General features: G+C 69.9%; 18 protein-coding genes and 4 riboswitches. Of the genes, 9 read left to right on the top strand and 9 right to left on the bottom strand.

Annotation, left to right across the window (positions count from 1 at the left end; all coding sequences use genetic code 11):
- Window positions 1-131 precede the first annotated feature (131 nt).
- Genes AC5Y31_RS17410 through AC5Y31_RS17400 form a run of 3 tightly spaced genes read right to left on the bottom strand, consistent with a single transcriptional unit; the run spans window position 132 to window position 3,348 of the window.
- The gene (locus AC5Y31_RS17410) at window positions 132-878 is read right to left on the bottom strand and encodes a class I SAM-dependent methyltransferase (protein WP_065025627.1); all 747 of its coding nucleotides are present in this window, start codon (window positions 876-878) and stop codon (window positions 132-134) included.
- The gene (metX, locus tag AC5Y31_RS17405; RefSeq protein WP_065025626.1) at window positions 875-2,014 is read right to left on the bottom strand and encodes a homoserine O-acetyltransferase MetX; all 1,140 of its coding nucleotides are present in this window, start codon (window positions 2,012-2,014) and stop codon (window positions 875-877) included. Before metX ends, AC5Y31_RS17410 begins: the two co-directional genes overlap by 4 nt.
- Before the next feature lie 11 nt (window positions 2,015-2,025).
- The gene (locus tag AC5Y31_RS17400; protein WP_301633952.1) at window positions 2,026-3,348 is read right to left on the bottom strand and encodes a bifunctional o-acetylhomoserine/o-acetylserine sulfhydrylase; all 1,323 of its coding nucleotides are present in this window, start codon (window positions 3,346-3,348) and stop codon (window positions 2,026-2,028) included.
- 131 nt (window positions 3,349-3,479) lie between these two features.
- A riboswitch (SAM riboswitch) is annotated at window positions 3,480-3,600 on the bottom strand.
- Between the two features lie 142 nt (window positions 3,601-3,742).
- Here AC5Y31_RS17400 and AC5Y31_RS17395 point away from each other — a divergent pair.
- The 3 genes from AC5Y31_RS17395 to AC5Y31_RS17385 all read left to right on the top strand — a co-directional run bounded on the left by AC5Y31_RS17395 (window position 3,743) and on the right by AC5Y31_RS17385 (window position 9,821).
- Complete coding sequence (locus AC5Y31_RS17395) at window positions 3,743-5,977, top strand: NADP-dependent isocitrate dehydrogenase (RefSeq protein WP_499981821.1); 2,235 nt, start codon at window positions 3,743-3,745, stop codon at window positions 5,975-5,977.
- 300 nt (window positions 5,978-6,277) lie between these two features.
- Entirely contained in the window at window positions 6,278-7,891 is a 1,614-nt protein-coding gene (locus AC5Y31_RS17390) for a PPE domain-containing protein (RefSeq protein ID WP_499981819.1), read from the top strand.
- A riboswitch (cobalamin riboswitch) is annotated at window positions 7,886-8,069 on the top strand. (Overlaps the previous gene by 6 nt.)
- 33 nt (window positions 8,070-8,102) lie before the next feature.
- Window positions 8,103-9,821, top strand: a complete 1,719-nt coding sequence (locus tag AC5Y31_RS17385; RefSeq protein ID WP_499981818.1) for a PPE family protein — start codon at window positions 8,103-8,105, stop codon at window positions 9,819-9,821.
- On the opposite strand, the gene AC5Y31_RS17380 is transcribed toward AC5Y31_RS17385, so the two are convergent.
- From AC5Y31_RS17380 to AC5Y31_RS17365, 4 genes are all read right to left on the bottom strand, one after another.
- Window positions 9,818-10,390 (bottom strand): DUF7676 family protein, encoded by a 573-nt coding sequence (locus AC5Y31_RS17380; RefSeq protein ID WP_499981817.1) that lies wholly within the window; start codon window positions 10,388-10,390, stop codon window positions 9,818-9,820. The two genes, AC5Y31_RS17385 and AC5Y31_RS17380, sit on opposite strands and share 4 nt — an antisense overlap.
- Window positions 10,387-12,126 (bottom strand): ATP-binding cassette domain-containing protein, encoded by a 1,740-nt coding sequence (locus AC5Y31_RS17375; RefSeq protein ID WP_499981815.1) that lies wholly within the window; start codon window positions 12,124-12,126, stop codon window positions 10,387-10,389. The genes AC5Y31_RS17380 and AC5Y31_RS17375 overlap by 4 nt, the downstream gene beginning before the upstream one ends.
- Window positions 12,127-12,236: 110 nt before the next feature.
- Window positions 12,237-13,265, bottom strand: coding sequence for a FecCD family ABC transporter permease (locus AC5Y31_RS17370; protein ID WP_499981814.1), 1,029 nt, complete (start codon window positions 13,263-13,265; stop codon window positions 12,237-12,239).
- On the bottom strand, window positions 13,262-14,461 hold the full coding sequence (locus AC5Y31_RS17365; protein WP_499981812.1) for an ABC transporter substrate-binding protein: 1,200 nt from the start codon (window positions 14,459-14,461) through the stop codon (window positions 13,262-13,264). The genes AC5Y31_RS17370 and AC5Y31_RS17365 overlap by 4 nt, the downstream gene beginning before the upstream one ends.
- Before the next feature lie 37 nt (window positions 14,462-14,498).
- Window positions 14,499-14,677: riboswitch (cobalamin riboswitch) on the bottom strand.
- Window positions 14,678-14,696: 19 nt separating this feature from the next.
- A riboswitch (cobalamin riboswitch) is annotated at window positions 14,697-14,817 on the top strand.
- Window positions 14,818-14,849: 32 nt separating this feature from the next.
- Between AC5Y31_RS17365 and AC5Y31_RS17360 the strand changes: the two genes are divergently transcribed.
- From AC5Y31_RS17360 to AC5Y31_RS17345, 4 genes are read left to right on the top strand one after another with little or no spacing between them, the layout of a single operon-like run.
- On the top strand, window positions 14,850-18,425 hold the full coding sequence (locus tag AC5Y31_RS17360; RefSeq protein ID WP_499981811.1) for a cobaltochelatase subunit CobN: 3,576 nt from the start codon (window positions 14,850-14,852) through the stop codon (window positions 18,423-18,425).
- The gene (cobF, locus tag AC5Y31_RS17355) at window positions 18,422-19,159 is read left to right on the top strand and encodes a precorrin-6A synthase (deacetylating) (RefSeq protein ID WP_499981810.1); all 738 of its coding nucleotides are present in this window, start codon (window positions 18,422-18,424) and stop codon (window positions 19,157-19,159) included. Before AC5Y31_RS17360 ends, cobF begins: the two co-directional genes overlap by 4 nt.
- On the top strand, window positions 19,159-20,610 hold the full coding sequence (locus tag AC5Y31_RS17350; protein ID WP_499981808.1) for a cobyric acid synthase: 1,452 nt from the start codon (window positions 19,159-19,161) through the stop codon (window positions 20,608-20,610). The genes cobF and AC5Y31_RS17350 overlap by 1 nt, the downstream gene beginning before the upstream one ends.
- Complete coding sequence (locus AC5Y31_RS17345) at window positions 20,610-21,341, top strand: cobalt-precorrin-6A reductase (RefSeq protein ID WP_499981806.1); 732 nt, start codon at window positions 20,610-20,612, stop codon at window positions 21,339-21,341. Before AC5Y31_RS17350 ends, AC5Y31_RS17345 begins: the two co-directional genes overlap by 1 nt.
- Here the strand turns inward: AC5Y31_RS17345 and AC5Y31_RS17340 are convergent.
- On the bottom strand, window positions 21,327-21,773 hold the full coding sequence (locus AC5Y31_RS17340; protein ID WP_065024385.1) for a hypothetical protein: 447 nt from the start codon (window positions 21,771-21,773) through the stop codon (window positions 21,327-21,329). The two genes, AC5Y31_RS17345 and AC5Y31_RS17340, sit on opposite strands and share 15 nt — an antisense overlap.
- 123 nt (window positions 21,774-21,896) lie before the next feature.
- Between AC5Y31_RS17340 and AC5Y31_RS17335 the strand changes: the two genes are divergently transcribed.
- Window positions 21,897-22,187 carry an antibiotic biosynthesis monooxygenase family protein gene (locus AC5Y31_RS17335; RefSeq protein ID WP_499981803.1) on the top strand — a complete coding sequence of 97 codons (291 nt, stop codon included), beginning with the start codon at window positions 21,897-21,899 and terminating at the stop codon, window positions 22,185-22,187.
- 14 nt (window positions 22,188-22,201) lie between these two features.
- Window positions 22,202-22,627, top strand: a complete 426-nt coding sequence (locus AC5Y31_RS17330; protein WP_499981801.1) for a nitroreductase family deazaflavin-dependent oxidoreductase — start codon at window positions 22,202-22,204, stop codon at window positions 22,625-22,627.
- A 10-nt stretch (window positions 22,628-22,637) separates the two neighbouring features.
- Here AC5Y31_RS17330 and AC5Y31_RS17325 read toward each other — a convergent pair.
- The coding region (locus tag AC5Y31_RS17325) for an HNH endonuclease signature motif containing protein (protein WP_499981799.1) at window positions 22,638-23,761 on the bottom strand (1,124 nt) is incomplete at its 5' end.

Raw genomic sequence — 23,761 nt, 5'->3', positions numbered from 1 at the left:
CGGTCCCCCATCCGTTGCGGTTTGCGGGCGGCTCGATGGCCGCCCGTCGCTAAGAACACTGCAGCAGCGCAGTCACGACGGTGACACGGGCAGGTCACGCTTGCTGCACAGTGCGGAGCGTCGACTGGTTTTCAGGAGTCCGACAACGTTGCCCGCACGCACACCGTGATGTAGGGCAGCGCCAGACCGGTCGCACCGACCAGCGCCGGATGGGTGGCCAGCAGCGCGCGGACCTGGTCCAGCGTCTTGGTGCGCACGGCGTCCGGTGAGGTGATGCAGTAGCTGCGGGAGGCGACCAGGTCGATCAGCGCCTGCGGTGTCAGGTAGTTGGTCCACTCCACCTGGTGGCCCTCGATGTCGCCGAACGGTTCGGGCAGGTGCACGCCGGCATCCACCGCGTCGCGGGCGTCCTCGCGGCCGATGATCGTGCCCAGCTCCTTGACCCAGCCCAGCCGTTCGTCGCGGGTGTTCCACACCAGGCCCAGCCGGCCGCCGGGCCGCAGCACCCGCACCAGTTCGGGGATGGCCCGCGCCGCATCGAACCAGTGCCAGGCCTGGGCCACCAGCACGGCGTCCACGCTGTTGTCCGGCAATGGAATCTGCTCGGCCGTCCCGAGCAGAGCCGGGGTCCCCGGCAGCGCCGCGGCCAGCACCTCGAGCATCTCGGCGATCGGGTCCACGGCCACCACGTCCAGGCCGCGCTCCACCAGCCGGGCGGTCAGCTTTCCGGTGCCGGCGCCCAGGTCGAGGACGTCACGGGCGCCCGGCGGCAGCAGCCAGTCGATGGCCTCCGGGGGATAGGACGGGCGGCCCCGCTCGTAGGCGGCGGCCTGCGAGCCGAACGACAGCGATCGGTCGTGCCGCGCCTCGGGGCTCACCGCCGGCGGTCCCCGGCCGGGCCCACCAAGTCCAGGGTCTGACGGATCAGCGCGCCGACGCGATCGGTCTCGAGCAGGAAGCCGTCGTGCCCGTACTCGGAGTCGAGCACCTGCAGACCGTCGCAGCCGGGCAGTAGGTCGGCCAGCTCGGCCTGCAGGCGCAGCGGATACAGCCGGTCGGAGGTGATCCCGGCGACCACCGCCGGAACCGGGCAGCCGCGCAAGGCCGCCGCGACGCCACCCCGGCCGCGGCCCACGTCGTGGGAGGACAGCGAATCGGTCAGCGTCACATAACTGCCGGCGTCGAACCGGGACACCAGCTTGCCGCCCTGGTAACCCAGGTAGCTCTCCACCGCATAGCGGCCGCCGGCAGCGGGGTCCTCGCCCTCCTGGGCGGCGTTGGCGAACCGCCGGTCCAGCTCGGCCTCGCCGCGGTAGGTCAGGTGCGCGATGCGCCGCGCGACCGCCAGCCCGGCCTCGGGACTGCGGCCGGTGCCGTGATAGTCGCCGCCGCACCAGTCCGGGTCGGCCTTGATCGCGGCGATCTGAGTGCTCTGGGTGCCGATCTGGTCGGCGGTCGCGCGCGCGCCGACCGCCAGCAGCAGGCCCGCGCCCACCTTGTCCGGGTGGCCGATCATCCACTCCAGGCCGCGAGCGCCGCCCATCGAACCGCCCAGCACCGCGGCCACCTCGGTGATGCCCAGCGCGGCCAGCGTGGCGATGTCGGCTTCCACCTGGTCGCGAATGGAGATGGCGGGAAACCGTGAGCCCCACGGCTTTCCGTTCCGGGCCAGCGAGCTCGGGCCGGTCGAGCCGCGGCAGCCGCCCAGCACGTTGGTGGCCACCGCGCACCAGCGGTCGGTGTCGATCGGGGCGCCCGGCCCGACGATCCCGTCCCACCAGCCCGCGGTGGGATGCCCGGGCCCGGCGGGCCCGGTGACGTGGGAGTCCCCGGTTAGCGCGTGCAGCACCATGACGACGTTGTCGCGCTGCGGCGACAGCTCGCCCCAGCGCTGCACGGCGATGCTGACGTCGTCGAGCACCGCGCCGCTCTCCAAGCGCAGCGAGCCGATGCCGACCACCCCGGTCTCGCCTTCGGCGGGCAGCACCTGCCTGGACACGTCGGAGATCGTCATGGCCGACCGCCTCAACGCGCCGCCAGCGCCGACGACTTGCGGAGCTCGGCCGAGGCCGCGGCGAACCCGAGCTCCAGGTCGGCCAGGATGTCCTCGATGCCCTCGATGCCGACCGACAGCCGCACCAGGCCCGGGGTGACCCCGGTGCTCAGCAGTTCGTCCCCGGACAGCTGGCTGTGGGTGGTGGACGCCGGGTGGATCACCAGTGAGCGCACGTCGCCGATGTTGGCGACGTGGCTGTGCAGCTTCAGCGCGTTGACGAAGGCCTTGCCGGCTTCGACACCGCCGGCCACCTCGAAGGACAGCACACCGCCGACGCCCTTGGGGGCCAGCCGCTGCGCCAGGTGGTGCCACGGCGAGTCGGCCAGCCCGGCGTAGTTGACGCTCAGCACGTCGTCGCGGGTGGCCAGGAACTCCGCGACCCGCTGGGCGTTGGCGACGTGGCGCTCGATGCGCAGGCTCAGCGTCTCCAGCCCCTGGGCGATCAGGAAGGCGTTGAACGGCGAGGCCACCGACCCGTAGTCGCGCATCAGCTGGGCACGGATCTTGATCGCGTACGCCGGCGGTCCCAGATCGGCGTAGACCAGGCCGTTGTAGCTGGGGTCGGGGGTGGTGAAGCTCGGATGGCGGCCCTGGGTCCAGTCGAAGTTGCCGCTGTCGACGACCACGCCGGCGATCGCGGTCCCGTGCCCGCCCAGGAACTTGGTGCACGAGTGCACCACGATGTCGGCGCCCTGGCTGATCGGCTGGATCAGATACGGGGTGGCGATCGTGTTGTCGACGATCAGCGGCACACCGTGGTCGTGGGCCACCTTCGAGACCCCCGGGGTGTCGAGGATGTCGATCTTCGGGTTGGAGATGGTCTCGGCGTAGAACGCCTTGGTGTTCGGCCGTACCGCTGCGGCCCAGGACTCCAGGCTGTCGGGGTCCTCGACGAAGCTGACCTCGATGCCCAGCTTGGGCAGCGAGTAGCGGAACAGGTTGTAGGTGCCGCCGTACAGCCGCGGGCTGGCCACGACGTGGTCGCCGGTCTCGGCCAGGGCCAAGATCGCGAACGTGCTGGCGGACTGTCCCGAGGACAGCAGCGTCGCGGCCACCCCGCCCTCCAGCGCGGCGATGCGCTCCTCGATGACCGCGCTGGTCGGGTTGGTCAGCCGGGTGTAGATGTTGCCCGGCTCGGCCAGCGCGAAGCGGGCCGCGGCCTCGTCGGTGTCGCGGAACAGGTACGACGTGGTCTGGTAGATCGGCAGGGCGCGCGACCCGGTCTCCGGGTCACCGGCGTGGCCGACGTGGATCTGCTTGGTCTCGAACGACCAGTTGTTACCGGCGGTCATGTGTGAATGCTTTCTTCCGTGAGTTGTTATCGCTGGCGCAGAGGTGGAGTCAGTGACAACAGCAACGGGCGAGCGGGCACAAGGAGGCACGCATCAGGTTCCCCTGTCTACTCGGGGGGCCCGTGGTGGCGGACCCGCGCTTGCCGCGTAGCCGGTGCTGGCTACTCAACCCGGTCAATCACCCGGGGCACCCCACCGCGGTTGGAGGGTTGCCGGCCAGCAAGCCGGGGCTTAGCGCTGGCACTCATGACCGCTTCGCAGCCTATCTCATCCCGTGGAGGTGCCGCCACCTGCTCACCGCCGGTGGCCGCCGTTGCGCGGTGCGAGATACTGAGGCCGCCGTGTACAACGCGGAGCACAACCACACACGAACCCTGACGCCGGGAGAACAGCCATGTGCGCCGACCAGCCGACCATCATCTACACGCTGACCGACGAGGCGCCGCTGCTGGCGACGTATTCGTTCCTGCCGATCGTGCAGGCCTTCACCGGGCCGGCGGGAATCGACGTCAAGCCCAGTGACATCTCGCTGGCGGCGCGCATCCTGGCCCAGTTCCCCGACGTCCTGACCGAGGCCCAGCAGGTGCCCGACAACCTCGCCGAACTCGGTCGGCTCACCCACCTGCCCGACACCACGATCATCAAGCTGCCCAACATCAGCGCCTCGGTGCCGCAGCTGGTCGCCGCCATCAGGGAACTGCAGGGCAAGGGATTCAACCTGCCGGACTATCCCGAGGACCCGAAGACCGACGACGAGCGCGACATTCACGACCGCTACGCCAAGTGCCTGGGCAGCGCGGTGAACCCGGTTCTGCGGGAAGGCAACTCGGACCGGCGCGCACCCAAGGCGGTCAAGGAGTACGCGCGCAAGCACCCGCACAGCATGGGCGAGTGGTCGATGGCGTCGCGCACGCATGTGGCCACCATGCGCGGCGGTGACTTCTACCACGGCGAGAAGTCGATGACGCTGGACCGCGACCGCGACATCAAGATGGAGCTGAAGACCAAGAGCGGCAAGACGATTGTGCTCAAGGAGAAGGTGCCGCTGCTGGCCGGCGACATCATCGACTCGATGTTCATGAGTGTGGCCGCGCTGCGCGAGTTCTACGAAGCGGAGATGGAGGACGCCCGCAAGACCGGCGTGATGTTCTCCCTGCACGTCAAGGCGACCATGATGAAGGTCAGCCACCCGATCGTGTTCGGTCACGCCATCAAGGTGTTCTACAAGGACGCATTCGCCAAGCACCAGAAGCTCTTCGACGACTTGGGTGTCAACGTCAACAACGGCCTGTCCGACCTCTACAGCAAGATCGAGACGCTGCCGGCCTCGCAACGCGAGGAGATCATCGAGGACATGCACGCCTGCCACGAGCATCGCCCCGAGCTGGCGATGGTGGATTCGGCCAACGGCATCACCAACTTCCACTCACCCTCGGATGTGATCGTGGACGCCTCGATGCCGGCGATGATCCGGGCCGGCGGCAAGATGTACGGCGCCGACGGGCGGCAGAAGGACACCAAGGCCGTCAACCCCGAGTCGACCTTCGCCCGCATCTATCAGGAGCTGATCAACTTCTGCAAGACGCACGGCCAATTCGACCCGGCCACCATGGGAACCGTGCCCAACGTCGGGTTGATGGCGCAGAAGGCCGAGGAGTACGGCAGCCACGACAAGACGTTCGAGGTGCCCGAGGCCGGTGTCGCCGACATCGTCGATTTGGCCACCGGTGAGGTGCTGCTGACCCAGAACGTGGAAGCCGGCGACATCTGGCGGCTGTGCCGGGTCACCGACGCCGCCATCCAGGACTGGGTGAAGCTGGCCGTCCAGCGGGCCCGGGCCTCGGGCATGACGGTGGTGTTCTGGCTCGACACCGAGCGTCCGCACGAGGCGGAGCTGCGCAAGAAGGTCAAGGCCTACCTGGCCGAGAGCGACACCGAGGGCCTGGAGATCCAGATCATGCCGCAGGTGTGGGCCATGCGCTACACCCTGGAGCGGCTGATCCGCGGCCAGGACACCATCGCCGCCACCGGCAACATCCTGCGCGACTACCTCACCGACCTGTTCCCGATTCTGGAGCTGGGCACCAGCGCCAAGATGCTGTCGATCGTGCCGCTGATGGCCGGCGGCGGCATGTATGAAACCGGCGCGGGCGGTTCGGCGCCCAAGCACGTCAAGCAGCTGGTGGAGGAGAACCACCTGCGCTGGGACTCGCTCGGCGAATTCCTGGCGCTGGCAGCCAGTTTCGACGACCTGGGCGTCAAGGCCGACAATGTGGGCGCCAAGGTCCTGGGGGCGACGCTGGACGCGGCGATCGGCAAACTGCTCGACGCCAACAAGAGCCCGTCGCGCAAGACCGGTGAGCTGGACAACCGCGGCAGCCAGTACTTCCTCGCCAAATACTGGGCGGAGGAACTCGCCGCGCAGACCGAGGTCCCCGAGCTGGCCAAGCACTTCGCCGCGGTGGCCGACGCCCTCGACAAGAACCAGGACGTCATTCTCGACGAGCTGACCGTGGTGCAGGGCAAGCCGGTGGACATCGGCGGCTACTACGCGCCGGACTACGACATGACGGCGGCGGTGATGCGGCCCAGCCCGACGCTGAACGCCGCGATCGACGGCAAGGCCTGACACGCCCTCCCCGCGAACGTGAAGACAATTTCACGCTCGGCGGGTTTTGCTAACGCGCGACGTGCGACAATGCGCCGGTAAGGCGATGACGATGTAGGAAGCCGGTGCGAATCCGGCGGTTCAGCGAGGCTCGTCGGAGTTGGCCCCAAGGGTCGGCGAAGGCGAGCCGAAGCTGGGACCGCCGCTTCAATTCCGGAGCGGTCCCGCCACTGTGATCGGGCGTGAATTCACCCCGAGAGCCAGATACTCACGTCGTCGCATCCTGCGATTCGGGGCGGGGACCCCAGAGAGCTGGCAACCGTGACGACGCCGATTTGGATAGCGTCTCCACCGGAAGTCCATTCCACATTGCTGTCGGCCGGCCCCGGTCCCGGTCCGCTGTTGGCGTCGGCGGCGGCGTGGATCGCGCTGAGCACCGAGTACGCCGAGATTGCCGACGAACTGGCGGGGCTGCTGGCTGCGGTGCAGACCGGGGCGTGGCAGGGCCCGTCCGCTGAGGCGTATGTGGCGGCCAATGCGCCGTATCTGGCCTGGCTGATCCAGGCCGGTGCCGCCGGGGCGGCGATGGCCGCGCAGCAGCAGACCGCGGCGACCGCCTACAGCAGCGCATTGGCGGCGATGCCGACGCTGGCGGAGCTGGCGGCCAATCACGCCACCCACGCGGTGCTGGTGGGCACCAACTTCTTCGGTGTCAACACCATCCCGATCGCGCTGAATGAGGCCGACTACGGCCGGATGTGGTTCCAGGCCGCCGCGGTGATGTCCACCTATCAGGCTGTCGCCGGAGGGGCGGTGGCATCGAGTCCGCAGACGGTGGCGGCGCCGCAGATCGTCAAGGCCGAATCGGCCGACGCCAGCCAACCGCAGCTGCCGCCGGACCGGCAGAACGACATCATGGAGTGGCTGCAGAACAGCGGCTACACCGATTTCTACAACAATGTGTTGCAGCCGATGATCAACGAACTGGCGGCCAACCCTTACTTCCAGTCGATTTTCGCCGGCTTCGATCCCTGGCTGCCCGTCCTGGGCAACCCGCTGAGCTTCTTCAGCCCCTACAACATCGCGTTCGCGCTGGGCTACCCGATGGACTTCGGGTCGTTCGCCGCCTACCTGTCGCAGACGTTCGCCTTCATCGCCGCCGACCTCACCGCGGCGTTCGCCTCCGGCAACCCGGGCACCATCGCCGCGACGCTGTTGTTCACCGCCGTGGAGGCGATCGGCACCATCATCACCGACGTGATCGCCCTGCTCAAAACGCTGCTGGAGCAGGCCCTCGTGCTGATCCCGGTCATGCTGCCGATGATGACCGCGGCGCTGGCGCCGCTGGCCGTGGCGCCGCTGGCCGGGCTGGCGGGGCTGTCCGGTCTGGCCGCCCTGCACGCCGTGCCGGTGCCGCTGATCCCGGCGCCGCCGCCGTTCGCCGGTCTGACGGTGGCGCCCACGCCACCGGTCCCGGCGCCCGCCCCGGCTCCTGCCCCGGCCCCGGCCCCCGCGCCGGCCCCGGCGCCTGCCGCGCCGGGGGCGCCACCGCCGCCGCCCGCCCCGCCGCTGACCCCGGTGGACGGCATGTCGTCGATGTACCTGGTTGCCGGCCTGGGCCAGCAGGCCCGTCGCGCGGCGGGCACCAGCGCCTGCCGCCGCAAAGCGCCCGAGCCCGACGCCGCCGAGGTGCCCGCCCCGGCGGCCGCCGCAGAGGAGCCGGCCAAGGCCCGCCGGCGCCGCAAGGCGAAGGCCGACATGCTGGGCCGCGGTTATGAATACATGGATCTGGAAGACGCCGCGAGCGCTGCGGGCCCGGCGGACGTGCTGCCCAGCGGACTCACCGCCCTGGCCGGGGATGCGTTCGGCGGCGGCGCCATCATCCCGATGACGCCGGGCACCTGGACCCGGGCGCAGCGCGAGCAGATGCCTTGACGCGTGCGATAATGCGCCGGTAAGGCAACGACGGTGCAGGAAGCCGGTGTAAATCCGGCACGGTCCCGCCACTGTGATCGGGGAGCGACCCTCAACAGCCACGGCTCTTTGCGGAGTTGGAAGGCGAGGCGAGCGTTGATCCGAGAGTCAGGACACTCACGTCGTCGCATCCTGCGACCCGGGGCGGTGTACCCCGAGAGAGCTGATCACTTTGACCGCGCCTATCTGGGTGGCGTCGCCTCCTGAGATCCATTCGTCCCTGTTGTCCGCCGGTCCCGGTGCCGGCCCGCTGCTTGCCTCCGCGGCGGCTTGGACCTCGTTATCCGTTGAGTACGCGGCGATCGCCGACGAACTGACCACACTGTTGGCCGCTGTCCAGGCCGGCGCGTGGCAGGGCCCGTCGGCAGAGTCGTTCATGGCCGCCAACGCGCCGTACCTGGCGTGGTTGGTGCGCGCCGGGGGTGATGCGGCCGCTACCGCCGTCCAGCAGCAGACCGCGGCCGCCGCCTACAGCAGCGCACTGGCAGCGATGCCGACGATGGCCGAACTGGCGGCCAACCATGTCACCCACGCGGTGCTGGTGGGCACCAATTTCTTTGGCGTCAACACGATTCCGATCGCGCTGAACGAAGCCGACTACGCCCGGATGTGGGCGCAGGCCGCCACCGTGATGACCGCCTACCAGGCGACAGCGGCCACCGCGGTGGCATCGACGCCGCAGACCGAACCGGCGCCCGCGGTGCTCAAGACGGCGGGAAGCGCCGATGCGACTCCGCCCCAGCCGCCGCAGTGGTTCCTCGACTTCGCGAAATGGCTCGAAGGACTCGTCCCCAGCCCGCCTTATCCCGACAGCGGCCAATACCCGCTGTATGCGGAGTTGTTGGCGTTCTTCGAGAAGATCGGGTTCACCGACATCGCCGACCCGCTGGCCCAGTGGTTCGCCAGCCTCTCCGGATCGTCGTGGCTGCCGCCGGCCGGGGTACCGGGATCGTGGTTGGGCTGGACCGGCAATCCGCTGAGCTACCTCAATCCGGCGTACCTGGCCTACATCCTGTCGGTGCCGCTGGATCCGGGTTCCTACATCGCGTTCACCAGCATCGTGATCATCGACGACCTGCTGGCGATCATGTACACGGCCCTGTTCAACCCGCAGGGCCTCGGTCTGGTCATCCCGTTGGCCATGGTCGAGATCGTCGGCGCCACAATCGGTAACACGGTCCAGGCGCTCAACTACCTGCTCACCCAGACGGTGCTGATCCCGGCGCTGCTGCCGGTGCTGGCCGGCTCGGCCGTGCTGGCTCCGGCGGGAGTACTCGGCGGCCTGGGGATCGGGGCGATGGCGCACCACCTGGCTGCCGCGGTCCCGCCGCCCCCGGCTCCGCCGCCCTCACCCGCACTGGCGATGGCCCAGCCGCCGGCGCCTGCACCGGCCCCCGCGCCGGCTCCGGCTCCGGCTCCGGCTCCGGCGCCCGCTGCGGCGCCGGCTGTGACCGCCGCTCCGCCGCCCGGAGCGCCGCCGCCGACCCCGGCGGGCCCGCCGTCGGTGACCATGCCGGCCTACATGTACCTGGTCGGCGGCCTGGACATGGGTGCGCGACGGGCCTCGGGGACCGGCGCCCGCAAGAAGTCGGTGCCGAAACCGGACAGCGCCGACGTTCCGGCAGCCGAGGCGGCGGAACAGGCTGCGCCCCAGCGGCGTCGGCGCAAGGCGAAGGTCGGCATGTTGGGGCGCGGGCACGAGTACATGGATCTCGAGCCCGAGCCGGCTATGGCGACTGCTTCGCAGCGGGGCGCCGGCGGCTTCGCCGGCGGATCGCACCGGGTGGCCGGCGCTCGCCCGGCCGGACTGACCGCGCTGGCCGACGACGGGTTCGGCGGCGGCGCGGTCAGCCCGATGATGCCCAACACCTGGCCGGGTGACCCGGGTTAGCCGCCGCAGCGAATCCGATTCCCGCTGCGGTCCAACGGATCCGGGCCCAGGCCCAGATACTTGTCCCGCAGCTTGTCCCACAGCTCGAGCTGGCCCCACTCGGGCTCCTCGCGCATCTGCTGGTCGTTGGTGAGGAACGGGTTCGGCAGCATCAACGTCATCATCTGCTCATCGCGGCCGTTGTAGAGCCGCACCCCCCACGACATCGGGTTGCCGTCCTTGCCGATCCGCCGGTACAGCTCGGCGCGGGTGCAGCGGCGAATCCGGCCCAGCTCCGAGCCGCTGGCCCGGTGTTTGCCGATGCACAGGTGGAAGTGCCAGCGGCCGAAATCGACAGTGGCATAACCGTCGAGCATCGCGATCTTGCGCGGTGCGTTGGGAGCGGCCACCTCCCAGGCGGCGCCCTGCATGATGATGCCGAACCAGATCTCGTCCCAGTACTCGTCGAAGCACAGGTGCAGCAGATCCAGCAGACTCTGCTGATCGGTGGGCAGCGGCCACAGTTGTTCGCGGCCACGGTCTTCGGTGTCGACGATCGGCGGATCGGCGACGATGGTGGTCTCGGTCATGGCGATACCTTTCTGTTCTTGGTGAGTTCGGGTTTACGGGTGAGGGCGCAGTCGCCGCACAGCCCGCCGGCAGGCGTGCGGTAGAACAGGCAGCAGGTGGTGCCCCGGTAGTCGGTGCCGGAGCCGTTGAAACGGATGGTGTCGGCGAGTCGTTCGTCGTCGCATATCCTGCGGGCGAGGTCCCAACCCGGCTCGGTTCCCAGGGCCCGGGCGGCCCCCAGCGCGGCGGAGGCGGCGTTGCCGCGCAGCAGGCGCTCCGAGATGGGGCTCAGCTCGCGCACCGCGCCGACCAGCGGCCCCAAGTGCCGGCCCAGGACCAGGTCGGCCAGCAGCGTTTCCGGGCAGTCTCCCTGCCACGCCACCGGATTCGGCAGGTGCAGCCGGACTGTTCCGTCGGATTCGGCGTACCAGAGCTCGTCGGGGGACAGATCCAGCAGCAGCCCGTGCTCGGCGAGCGCGCCCAGCCCGATCGACCACAGTCGCGCGGCGAACCCGAGGAAGAACGTCGAGACCGCAACCCGGAGATCCGGTGCCCCGATCCGGTCCCGGACATTGCCGATCGCCGCGGTGAGCAGCGTCTGATCGGTGTAGAGCTGGGTGACCGGGCGCCAGCCGGCGCCTGTTGCGGGACCGGTGGACACCGCGAAATACGGGCTGACCATGGACAACTCGTGCAGCGCCGAAACGACCTGCTCCGTGGACGCACAGCGCTGCGGGCTTGCCGGCAGGGTTCGCAGCAAGTGCGGCAGGTCGCGCAACGCGGCGGTCTTGGCCGCGCTCGTCGAGCGCAGCCTGATCGCCCCGGGATCGGTTGCGCTGACCAGGATTTCGGCGGGTTCGGCGACGTCCCAGCCTTCCCTGGACAGCACCCGAATCAGCGCGGCCCGCAACGGCTCCGGAGCGTCGATGCGGGCGGCCCGGCACGCACCGCCTTCGGTGCCGAACGCGAACATGCCGCTGGACGCGTCGAAGCGCAGGGTGTCGGTGTCGAACATCGCCCCGATACGTCCCGACAGCATCAGTTCCTCGCCGACGGTGTCCACCAGCGTGCCCGCCGGATCCAGCAGCCACACTCGGTCGGCCACCCGCAGCGCCAATTCCAGGTCGTGGGTGCTCAGCACCACGGCCAGCTGCTGGTCACGGGCCAGCTCGCGCAGCAGCCCGAACAGCCCGGCCCGCGAGGACACGTCTAAGAACGCGGTCGGCTCGTCGAGCACCAACAGGCCGGGCTGTTGAGCCAGTGCACGCGCGGTCAGGACACGCTGGCGTTCCCCGTCGGACAGTTCGACTGCCGGCCGCGCGGCCAGATGCTCGGCGCCGGTCGCGGCCAGCGCCCAGTCGATAATCTCGTCGTCCTCGGGGCGCAGCCGGGACCCCAGCCCCAGGTGCGGGATGCGGCCCAGCCCCACCAGCGCCCGCGCTGACAGCAGGCCCGGGTCGATCCGCTCGGTCAACACCACCGCCACCCGGCGGGCCAGCTCGTCGCGCGGCAACCCGGTCAGGTCGGCGCCGTCGAGCAGCACCCTGCCGCCGAGTGCCGGCTGCAGCCCGGCCAGCGTGCGGATCAGGGTCGACTTGCCGGCGCCGTTGGGGCCGATCAGCACGGTCAGCTCACCGCGACGGGCCTGCGCTGCCAGTCCGGTTGCCACGGTGGTGGATCGGCGCCGGTTGCGGTAGCCGATTGCCAGGTCGGCCAGCTCAACCGCCGCCGGGGACGGCATGAGGTCCGGGTTCATGCGGCGGTCCCAGCTTCGCCTCTCCTCCGTCGAGCCTCGCTGAACCGCCGGGATCATGCGGCGGTCCCAGCTTCGCCTCTCCTCCGTCGAGCCTCGCTGAACCGCCGGGTTCATGACGGCATCCCCGAGCCGCGGCGGGCCCGCAGCAGCACCGTGATCACGACCGGCGCTCCCACCAGCGCGGTGACGGCATTGACGGGGATAACCAGGTTGCTGGCGGGCACCTGGCTGACGATGCCGCACGCCAGCGCGGCGACCGCACCCAGCAACACCACCGTCGGCAGCACCACGCGGTGGTCGGAGGTGCTGACGGCGATGCGGGCCACGTGCGGCACCACCAGGCCGAGGAAGGCGATCGGCCCGCAGAACGCGGTCGTCACGCCCGCCAGCAACGACGCCGAGGCGACCGTGACGATGCGGGCGCGATGCACGTTGATTCCCATTGTGGCCGCGTAACTTTCGCCGAGCAGCAGGGCGTTGAGCGGCCGGATCGTCATCGCCGCGGTAACCAGACCGACGGCCACCAGCGGCAGCAGCAACCGCAGGTCGGCCCAGCCGGTGCCGGCGAAGCTGCCCAGGCCCCACAGCAGGTACTGCTGCACCCGCTGCGGGTCGGAATACACCAGCGCCAGACTCACCAGTGCGGTGCTGGCCGCGCCGATCATCACTCCGATCAGCAGCAGCGTCGCCGCCGAGCGGGTCCAGCGTGACAGCACCAGCACCAACGTCAGCATCGCCGCGGCGCCCAGCGCTGCCGCGGTGACCTCCCCGGCGCGGCTGGCGCCGGCGGTGCTGAAACCCGCCGCACCGCCGGCCAGCACCACCAGCGCCACCCCCAGGCTGGCCCCGGAGCTGACCCCGAGGATGTAGGGGTCGGCCAGGGTGTTGCGGAAGAGGGTCTGCAGCTGCAGGCCGGCGACCCCGAGTGCGGCACCGGCGGCCAGCGCGGTGAGCACCCGCGGCAACCGCATGTTCGTCACGATCACCTGCCAGCGCGGGTCCGACGGTTCGGCGCCGAACAGCACGCGGACGGTGTCGGCCAGCGGCACCCGCACCGGGCCGAGCGCCAGACCGAGCAGGGCCAGCACCACGACGGCGGCGGCCAGCCCGGCCAGCACCAGTGTCGTACGCGCCTTCATCGGTGCACCTGCCGGTAGAACTCGAAAGTGTGGTTCGGGGCCTGCTCCGAGTGCAGGATCGCGACCAGGTCGGCCAGCAGCAGATCCGGTCTGGCGGTGCCGCGTTCCCAGTAGGTGTTGCCCCCCGCTGGGGTGATCGCCTTCGTGGCCGACCACACCTGCCCGGTGCGCACCGCGGTCAATTCGCCGTACCGGCTGTCCCGCGCCACCGCGTCGTCGACCGTTTTCCAGTCGTCGGTGACCAGCCATAGCGGCGCGCTTCCCGCGCGGGCGTAGACCGATTCGAAATTCAACTGCCGGTTCTCGGCGCCGCCGTCGGTCAGCCAGGGGTAGGTGCCGCCGGCGTCGGCGACCAGACGGCCGGCGTAGCTGGCCCCGGTGGGCATGGACCAGCTGCCCGAATACATGGTGCCGACCAACACGTCGACGGGCTTGGCCCGCGCGGCCTGCGCGGCCAGTGCGCGGTAGCGGTCGCGGATGGACTCATACACCTGCGCGGCCTGCCGTTCGGTGCCGGTCAGCGCGGCGAACACCTTGATCCATTCGGCCCGGCCCAGCGGGGTGGGCTCCAGCCATTCGGCGTCGGCGAGCACCGGGATGCCGGCCTGGCGTAGCTTGGGATGCCCGGGGTCGTCCATGCCCTCGGTGACTAGCACGTCGGGCCCGGCGGCCAGCACGGTTTCGATGTTGACCTGCCCTCCCGGGGCGTAGCCGACGGTTTCGTCGGCGTCGATGCGCTTGCGGATCTGCGGGTCGGCCACCGCGGCGGGGTTCGCCACCCCGGTGACCACCCCGGCCCGGTCGAGCTCGGTGATCATCGCCAGATGCGTCGTCGAACCCGAGTACAGGCTGTGCACCGGGACGGTGATCTGTTGGGCGCGGGCCAGTTCGCCGGTCAGCGCCGGGGCCGGGGCACCGCAGCGCACCAAGACATACGAGACCGGTTTGCCGCCGAGGTAGGGCCGGTGCACGGTCAGCACCTGGTAGCTGCGGTGGTAGTCGAGGCGGAAGTTGGTGGCCTCGGACAGCGTCGATTTGTCCGGAAAGTAGTCGGTGTGCGGGTCGAAGTCGGTGATGCAGTCCTGCCGGGCCGCCCCGTGGGTCGCGTGATTGGCCGAGCAGCCGACCAGCCCTGGGGCCAACGTCAGGGCCAGCGCTATGACCAGCGCAGGGACTACCCGCAGTGCACGGGACATGGGCGTGCATCAGCTTCCTCGGGGTACACCGCCCCGGTTCGCAGGACGCGATGACGTGAGTCTCCTGGCTCTCGGATCACTGTTCGCCTCGCCTTCCAGCCCCACCGGTTGCGGGCCGTGGCTGATGAGGGTCACTCCCCGATGACAGTGGCGGGACCGCACCGGATTCACACCGGCTTCCTCACTGTGTTGTCATCGCCTTACCGGCGACATTCTTGCACGGCGCTCTGCGCTAGGCTGGCCGCCGTCTCGTGGTGTCAGGAACCCGGTGGAATTCCGGGGCGGTTCCGCCACTGTGAGGGGCGCTGACAGGCACAGCTCCCCGAGCCAGATACGGCTGCGGGACATCCGACGACGAGGGGCGCGAACCCCTCAGGAGGCCCGGCTTATGCGGCGCATTGCGCTTCTGTCCACATCCGACACCGACCTGCTGTCCGCACGCGCCAGCGGGGCGGCCTACCGGCTGGGCAACCCGGCGCGCCAGGAGATCGAACCGCTGATCGATGGCGGCGTTGATGTCGTGGTGCTGCGCATCCTGGGTTCCTCGGCGGAGATCGCCGACGAACTGAAGTTGCTGCGCGCGACCGGTCTGCCGCTGGTGGTGCTCGGCGGGGAGCGCTCGCCCAACGCCGAGCTGATGGAGTGCTCGACGGTTCCGATCGGGCTGGCGGCCCAAGCGCACGCTTATCTCGCCGAGGGCGGGCCGGCCAACCTCGCCCAGCTGCACGCCTTCCTGTGCGACACGGTGCTTTTGACCGGGGAGGGTTTCGAGGAGCCGGCGGTGGTCCCGGAATGGGGGTATGGGTCTCGGGAGCCGGTTGAGGCACCCGATGCGGTGCGGGTCGGTGTGCTCTACTACCGGGCCCACGAGGTCAGCGGCAACGCGGGATTCGCGCACGCGCTGGCCGACGCGATCGATGCCACCGGCCGGGCGGTCGGGGTGCCGATCTTCGCCGCATCGCTGCGCAACGCCCCCGACGAGTTGTTCGCGGCATTGGGAACACTGGACGCGGTGGTGGTCTGCATGCTGGCGGCCGGCGGGGCGATCAACGCGACCGCGACCGTCAGCGCCGGCGACGACGACGGTGCGTGGGACATCGAAAAGATTGCCGCGCTGGACATTCCGGTCTTCCAGGGGTTGTGCTTGGCCTCGTCGCAGGCGGACTGGGCGGCCAACGACGACGGCGTCACCCCGCTGGATTCGGCCACCCAGATCGCGATCCCGGAATTCGACGGCCGGATCATCACCGTGCCGTTCTCGTTCAAGGAGATCGACGACGACGGGCTGCCGCACTACGCCGCCGACGCCGAACGCTGCGCCCGGGTGGCCGGTGTGGTGGTCAATCACGCTGTGTTACGGCGCATTCCGAACAGTCAGAAGAAGCTGGCGCTGGTGCTGTCGGCCTATCCGACCAAGCACTCCCGGGTCGGCAACGCGGTCGGTCTGGACACTCCGGCGTCGGCGGTGCGGCTGCTGCACCGGCTGGCCGACGCGGAGTATGACGTCGGCGACGGTTTCGGGGTACTGGGCATTGCTGACGAAACCGAGGCGGGGGATCGGCTGATCCACACCCTGATCGAGGCGGGCGGCCAGGATGAGGACTGGCTGACCGCGGTGCAGCTGACCGAGGCGCAGGTGCGGGTCACCGCGCAGCAGTACGCGCAGTGGACCGCGGAGCTGCCGGACTCGCTGCGCGAGGAGATGGCGCGGGCGTGGGGCCCCGCGCCGGGCAAGCTGTTCGTCAACGAGGCCGGCGAGATCGTGCTGGCCGCACTGCGATCCGGCAACATCGTGCTGATGATCCAGCCGCCGCGCGGCTTCGGGGAGAACCCGGTGGCGATCTATCATGACCCGGAGCTGCCACCCAGCCACCACTACCTGGCCGCATACCGTTGGCTGGCACACGGCTTCGGCGCGCACGCGGTGATCCACCTGGGCAAGCACGGCTCGATGGAATGGCTGCCCGGCAAGACCGCGGCGCTCTCTTCCGCGTGCGCGACCGACGCCATGATCGCCGACCTGCCGCTGATCTACCCGTTCCTGGTCAACGACCCGGGCGAGGGCGCGCAAGCCAAACGCCGCGCGCACGCCACCATCGTCGATCACCTGATCCCGCCGATGGCGCGCGCGGAGTCCTACGGCGACATCGCGCGGCTGGAGCAGTTGCTCGACGAGTACGGCAATATCGCCACCATGGATCCGGGCAAGCTGCCGGCGATCCGCGGCGAGATCTGGAATCTGATGCGCGCCGCGGAGATGCACCGCGATCTGGGCCTGGACGAGCGGCCCGAGGACGAGGAGTTCGACGACTTCCTGCTGCACGTCGACGGCTGGCTCTGCGAGATCAAGGACGCCCAGATCCGCGACGGGCTGCACGTGCTCGGCGGTGCCCCGACCGGTCCCGAGCGGGTGAACCTGGTGCTGGCGATCCTGCGCGCCCCGCAGGTGTGGGGCGGAGTGGACCACGCGGTGCCCGGGCTGCGGGCCGCGCTCGGCCTGAAAGACGACGCGGCGGGTTCGGCGGTCGATGAGATCGAGGAGCGCGCCCGGCACCTGGTCGAAGCCATGGAGTCGGCCGGCTGGGAGGCCGGAGCGGCCGATTCGCTGCATCCCGATCCCGAGGTACGCCGGGTGCTGAGATTCGCTGCCACCGAGGTGGTTCCGCGGCTGGCGGGTACGGCGGCCGAGCTGGACTCGGTGCTGCATGCGCTGGCCGGTGGCTTCGTGCGCCCAGGGCCATCCGGGTCGCCGCTGCGCGGCCTGGTCAACGTGCTGCCCACCGGACGCAACTTCTACACCGTCGACCCGCGGGCGGTGCCGTCGCGGCTGGCCTGGCAGACCGGGCAGGCGATGGCGGACTCGCTGGTGCGGCGCTACCTCGATGACACCGGCCGCTACCCGGAGTCGGTGGGATTGTCGGTGTGGGGCACCTCGGCGATGCGCACGTCAGGCGACGATGTCGCCGAAGTGCTGGCGCTGCTCGGGGTGCGGCCCGACTGGGACGAGGCCTCCCGGCGGGTGTCCGGGCTCGAGGTGATCTCGACCGAAGAGCTCGGCCGGCCCAGAATTGATGTGACGGTGCGGATCTCGGGCTTCTTCCGAGACGCCTTCCCGCACGTGGTGACCATGCTCGACGACGCCGTGCAGATGGTGGCGACCCTCGATGAGCCGGACGATCAGAACTTCGTCGCCGCTCACGCCCGCGCCGACCTGGCCTCCCACGGCGACCTGCGCCGGGCCACCACCCGGGTCTTCGGTTCCGCGCCGGGCTCCTATGGCGCCGGCATTTTGCAGGTGATCGAATCCGGCACCTGGCGCGACGACAAGGACCTGGCCGAGGTCTACACCGCCTGGGGTGGATTCGCCTACGGCCGTGGGCTGGACGGTGCTGCGGCCGCCGATGACATGCGCACCAACTACCGCCGGATCAAGGTGGCCGCGAAGAACATCGACACCCGCGAGCACGACATCGCCGACTCCGACGACTACTTCGTCTACCACGGTGGCATGATCGCCACGGTGCGGGCGCTGTCCGGCTCCGACCCGAAAGCCTATGTGGGCGACTCGACGTCAACCGATGCCGTGCGCACCCGCACCCTGGCCGAGGAGACCGCCCGGGTGTTTCGGGCCCGGGTGGTCAACCCGCGCTGGATCTCCGCGATGCGCCGGCACGGCTACAAGGGCGCGTTCGAACTGGCTGCCACCGTCGACTACCTGTTCGGCTTCGACGCCACCGCCGGGGTGGTGCATGACTGGATGTATGAGAAGCTCGCCGCCGAGTACGTGCTCGATCCGACCACCCGCGAGTTCCTCGACAAGTCCAATCCTTGGGCGCTGCAGGGCATCGTGGAGCGGCTGAAGGAGGCCGCCGACCGGGGGCTGTGGGCGGAGCCTGATCCGGAGACCATGGCAGCATTGCAACAGGCCTACCTGGAGGTCGAAGGCGACCTGGAGGACCGGTGAAGGTTTGGATTCTCGGCATCGGGATGGGCCCGCGGCACGTCACGCCCGAGGTGGCCGACGCGCTGCGGTCGGTCGACTATGTGTTGGCCGCCGAGAAGGGAGCCGAGGACGGCCTGCTGGCGTTGCGGCGGACTGTCGTCGACGCCTATGCCGAGTCGGTGCCGATCGTCACGGTCTCGGACCCTGCGCGCGACCGGTCAGCGGATCTGAGCGGACCGGGCTACGCGGGGGCCGTGGCCGACTGGCATGCGGCCCGGGCGCAGCGCTACGCCGATGTCTTACGGGAACGGGGAGGCACCGCAGCCTTCCTGGTCTGGGGCGACCCGGCGCTCTATGACTCGACCATCCGCGTTGTTCAGCAGGTGAAAGCCCTTGGCGTAGAACTAGAGTACGACGTGCTGCCGGGCATCAGCGCCCCGCAACTGCTGGCCGCCCGGCATCGGATCGTGCTGCACGAGGTGGGCCGGCCGGTGCACATCACCACCGGGCGGCGGTTGGGCGAGGCGATCGCCGCGGGGCAGGACAACATCGTCGCAATGCTCAACCCCGATGGGCTGGACCTTTCCGTGGTGGCGGATTGGACGATCTGGTGGGGCGCCAACCTCGGTGCGGCGGGGGAGCGCTTGGTGCGTGGCCGGGTCGGCGACGTCGTCGGCGAGATTGCGGCCGCCCGCCGTGCGGCGAAAGCCGAAGCGGGCTGGGTGATGGACGTATTCCTGGTACGCAGGCCCTGATGGCGGGGCTGCTGATCGCCGGGACCACCAGCGACGCCGGCAAGACCGTGGTCACCACCGGGCTGTGCCGGGCGCTGGCACGCCGCGGGGTAAGAGTGGCACCGTACAAGGCGCAGAACATGTCGAACAACTCGATGGTGGTTGTCGGTGCGGATGGCCTCGGCACCGAAATCGGCCGGGCGCAATGGATTCAGGCGATGGCCGCGCGGGCCGTTCCCGAGCCGGCGATGAACCCGGTACTGCTCAAACCCGGCAGTGACCAGCGCAGCCATGTGGTACTGATGGGCCGGCCATGGGGCGAGCTGTCGTCATCGAATTGGATGCACGGCCGCCGCGCGCTGGCCGAGAGCGCCCACCGCGCCTACGATGACCTCGCGGGGCGCTACGACGTGGTGATCGCCGAAGGGGCCGGCAGCCCGACCGAAATCAACCTGCGCGCTGGCGATTACGTCAATATGGGGCTGGCGCGGCATGCTCGCCTGCCGGTAGTGGTCGTCGGCGATGTGGACCGGGGCGGGGTGTTCGCGGCGTTCTTCGGCACCGTCGCGCTGCTCTCGCCGGAAGACCAGGCCCTGGTGGCCGGGTTTATCGTCAACAAGTTCCGCGGCCAGCAGCGGTTGCTGGAGCCCGGCCTGGCTGACCTGCAACGTGTCGCCGGCAGGCGGGTTTTAGGCACCCTGCCCTGGCACCCGGGGCTGTGGCTGGATTCCGAGGACGCGCTTGACTTGGACGGCAGGCGCTCAGTGCGCGCCGGCGCGCGACGGGTGGCGGTGATCCGGCTGCCGCGGATCAGCAATTTCACCGATCTGGACGCGCTCGGTGTGGAACCCGATCTGGACGTGGTGTTCGCCTCCGATCCGCGCGGGGTGTCCGACGCCGATCTGGTGGTGCTGCCCGGAACCCGCGCCACCGTGTCCGACCTGGCCTGGCTGCGCTCGCGCGGGCTGGATACCGCGATCGCTGCGCACGCCGCCGCGGGCAAGCCGGTGCTGGGCATCTGCGGCGGTTTTCAGATGCTGGGCCGGGCGATCCACGACCCCGACGGCGTGGAGGGACCGCCGGGCGAGGTGGCCGGGTTGGGCCTGCTGGACCTCGAAACCTGTTTCGGCGCAGACAAAGTGCTGCGGCTGTCCGAGGGCGGCTACGAAATCCACCACGGCCGGATCACCCGCGGTGAGGGCGTTCAGGAATTTCCCGGCGGCGCCCGTGCCGGTCAGGTCTTCGGCACCATGCGGCACGGTGCGCTGGAGGGCGATGCGCCGCGCGCGGCGTTCCTGGCCGAAACCCTGGGCCTGGAACCGTCGGGGGTGTCGTTTCCGGCCGCGCGGGAGCACCGGCTCGACTTGCTGGCCGATCTGATCGAGGAGCACCTGGACGTCGACGCCGTGCTGGACTTGGCGCGCGGCGGGCCGCCGCCGGATCTGCCGTTCCTGCCGCCGGGGGCGCCGTGATGCGCCTGCTGCTGCTCGGTGGAACCGCGGAAGCCCGGGCGTTGGCCGAGCGACTGGTGACCGCCGGCGTCGACGTCACCACGTCGCTGGCCGGCCGGGTGGCCAATCCGCGGCTGCCGGTCGGGGCGGTGCGGATCGGCGGATTCGGCGGAATCGACGGCCTGCGTGCGGCATTGGCCGACTACGACGCCGTTGTGGATGCCACCCACCCGTTCGCCAGCACCATGTCGGCCAACGCCGCCGCGGCGTGCGCCGCTGCCGGCTGCCCACTGCTGCGGTTGGAGCGGCCCGGCTGGGCAGCGCGGGCCAGGCCGTCCTGGCAGTGGGCCGACTCGCACGAGCAAGCCGCTGTTATCGCGGCCCGGCTGGGCCGGCGGCCGGTGCTGACCATCGGGCGCCAACAGCTGGCGTCTTATCTGCCGGAGCTGGCCGAGGCGGCGGTGCTGGCGCGCGTCGTCGACCCGCCGTCGATGACGATGCCGCCCACCTGGACGGTGGTCACCGACCGGGGGCCCTATGCGCTGGCCGGCGAACTCGCCCTGCTGCGTGAGCACCGCGCCGACGTGGTGGTGACCAAGGATTCCGGGGGCGAGTACACCTGGCCGAAGATGCTGGCCGCCGAGGAACTCGGGCTGCCGGTGGTCATTGTGCGCCGCCCGGACCGGCCGGCCGGGGTGAAATGCGTGTACGACGTCGAGCAGGCGCTGGCCTGGGTGCTAACCGGCGATTGACCACAGCTGCAGGGCGGCGCCGGCGGTCAGCAGCGCGGCGACCTTGACCACTTCCAGCCCGGCGTAGGCGTAGTGGGCGTGTGAGCGTTCGATCATCCCGCCGGCCGGTTCGACCGCCGCTGCCAGCACCGCGTCGGAGCGGCGGCGCAGCCGGGGCCGGACGAACAGCGACTGAATAGCCAGCATGCTTACCGCTATGCCGACCGCCGCCGGCGCGAGCCGTCCCGGGGGATCGGCGGCGACCGTGAGCACGACCACCGCCGCCAGCACGATCTCGACCGCGTTGAGCGCCCGGAATACCAGCCGGCCGATGCCCAAACCCAGGTGCAGGGTGATGCCCGGCGCCCGGAACTTCAGCGGCGCCTCGAGAAACGAGATCGCCAGCACCATGCCCAACCAGGCGAAGACGACTGCTGCTGCGATCGCGCCCATTCGCGGGTGCCTCCCAAGTTATCTGTGTCTGGCGGTTGCAGAAAACGTATCTGTGCAACTCGGTTACAGACAAGCGGGGAGGGGCGTAATGCTCGACACACGGCTTGCGGCAGACTGGCGGGCGTGATTGTCGAGCATGGAGTGCTGCCCATCCGCCCCGGTCGCGAAGGCGAGTTCGAAGCGGCCTTCGCCAAGGCGCGGCCGCTGATCTCGGCCCAGCCGGGCTTCCTGGGAATTTCGATGTCCCGCTCGATCGAGTCGCCGAGCCTTTATCTGCTGCTGGTGCAGTGGGAGACTGTCGAGGCACACACCGAGGGGTTCCGGAAGTCACCGGAATTTCAGCAGTGGCGGGCACTGTTGCACGAGTTCTACGAGTCCCCGCCGGTGATTGAGCACTTCGTCGGCATCGACTAGGGGGTGATGCACCCGTGGACGCCAAGAGAACCTTGGAATTCAATGGGCACAACATCGCGGAGTTCCGGAGCAATGGCGGAAAACTGGGCGGGCCGTTCGAGGGCGCCCCGGTCCTGCTGCTGACCACCACCGGGGCCAAATCCGGGCAGCCGCGCACCAGCCCGATGATGTATCTCCCCGAGGGGGAGCGGATCATCGTGTTCGCCTCCAACGAGGGCAAGGACTACCATCCCAGCTGGTATCACAATCTGCGGGCGAATCCGTCGGCCACGGCCGAGATCGGTACCGAGACCTTTGCTGTCACCGCCACCGAGATCACCGGCGCAGAACACGACCGGCTCTATGCGATCCAGGCTGAGCGCTACCCGGGTTTCGCCACCTACCGGGAGCGCACTGATCGGTTCATCCCTGTCATCGAGTTGACCAAAGCGGAGTCCTGAGCCCGCCTGCTCAGGCGACGTCTTCCCCGGGTGGGTCGGGGTCGCCGCGTAGGAGTTCGTCGGGGTGGTGGGCGTGGTTGATCTCTGGTGGGTTGGTGCCGTCGGTCCAGGCGAGGCGGCCGGTTTTGGTGACGGTGGTGTGTTGGCGGCCGTCGGTGGTGTCGGTGTGGTCGGGGCCGCAGGCGAAGTAGAGGTTGTCGGCGTTGGTGCGGCCGCCTTGGGCCCAGGGTTGGCCGTGGTGGACTTCGCAGTGATATCCGGGCTGCAGGCAGTTGGGGCGGGTGCAGCCGCGGTCGCGGGCGTAGCAGATCAGGCGTTGGTCGGCGGTGGCCACGCGTTTTTGCCGGCCCAGGTAGAGCGGTCGTTGGGTGTGGTCGTCGAAGACGGCCAGGTAGTGAATCGCGTTGGTGGCCATGCGGATCAGCTCGCGCATCGGCAGCCGGGATCCGCCGCCGGTGGTAGCCGGTGGCGGCATCGCGATGGTGGGGTCGAGGGCCGCGTGGGCGGCTTGGTTGAGTTCGGCCAAAGTGGTGGTGACCACCACGGTGACCGGATGCCCGCGGTGAGTGCCCAGGCCTTGGGAGGAGAGGGCGGTGGCCAGGGCGAGTGTTAGGGCGTCGTGGCGGCGCTGGGCATCGCTGCGCTCATCACGGCCGGGAGCGTCCCCGGGTTGGTGGCGGCCCGGGCGGACCGCGGCGGCGATGGCTTCGAAGTAGGCCCGGGCCTCTGGATCGAGCAGCCCGGACAGTTTCGACATGCCGTCGGGGCCTTGGCGGCCCAGGACCAGGCCGCGGCGCCGGGCGCGGTCTTCGTCGCTGAACAATCCGTCGGGGTTGAGGTGATCGGCGATGCGCTGCCCGAGTTTGGCCACGACGCCCGAATCCACCCGGGTGGCGTAGGCGACCAGGGCGGCTTCGGCCTCGGCGATTTCATCCGGGGCGACCGAGGCGGGCAGGACGTCGACGGCTTGGCAGACCGCCCGGATGTGATCCTCCCCAACCGCCCCGGATTCGACCGCCTTCGCCAAGGCGGGCAGCTCGGGGGGAATCTGGGCGCCGGTCAGCGACCGGCGGTGCCGGATGCGGGCGGCCAGCCGGTAGCGGCGGCTGATTTCGCGCGGGGTGATCCGCCGCT

It is taken from the genome of Mycobacterium sp. NGS18 (genome assembly GCF_059813185.1).
This window is presented reverse-complemented; position numbering and strand designations above follow the sequence as displayed.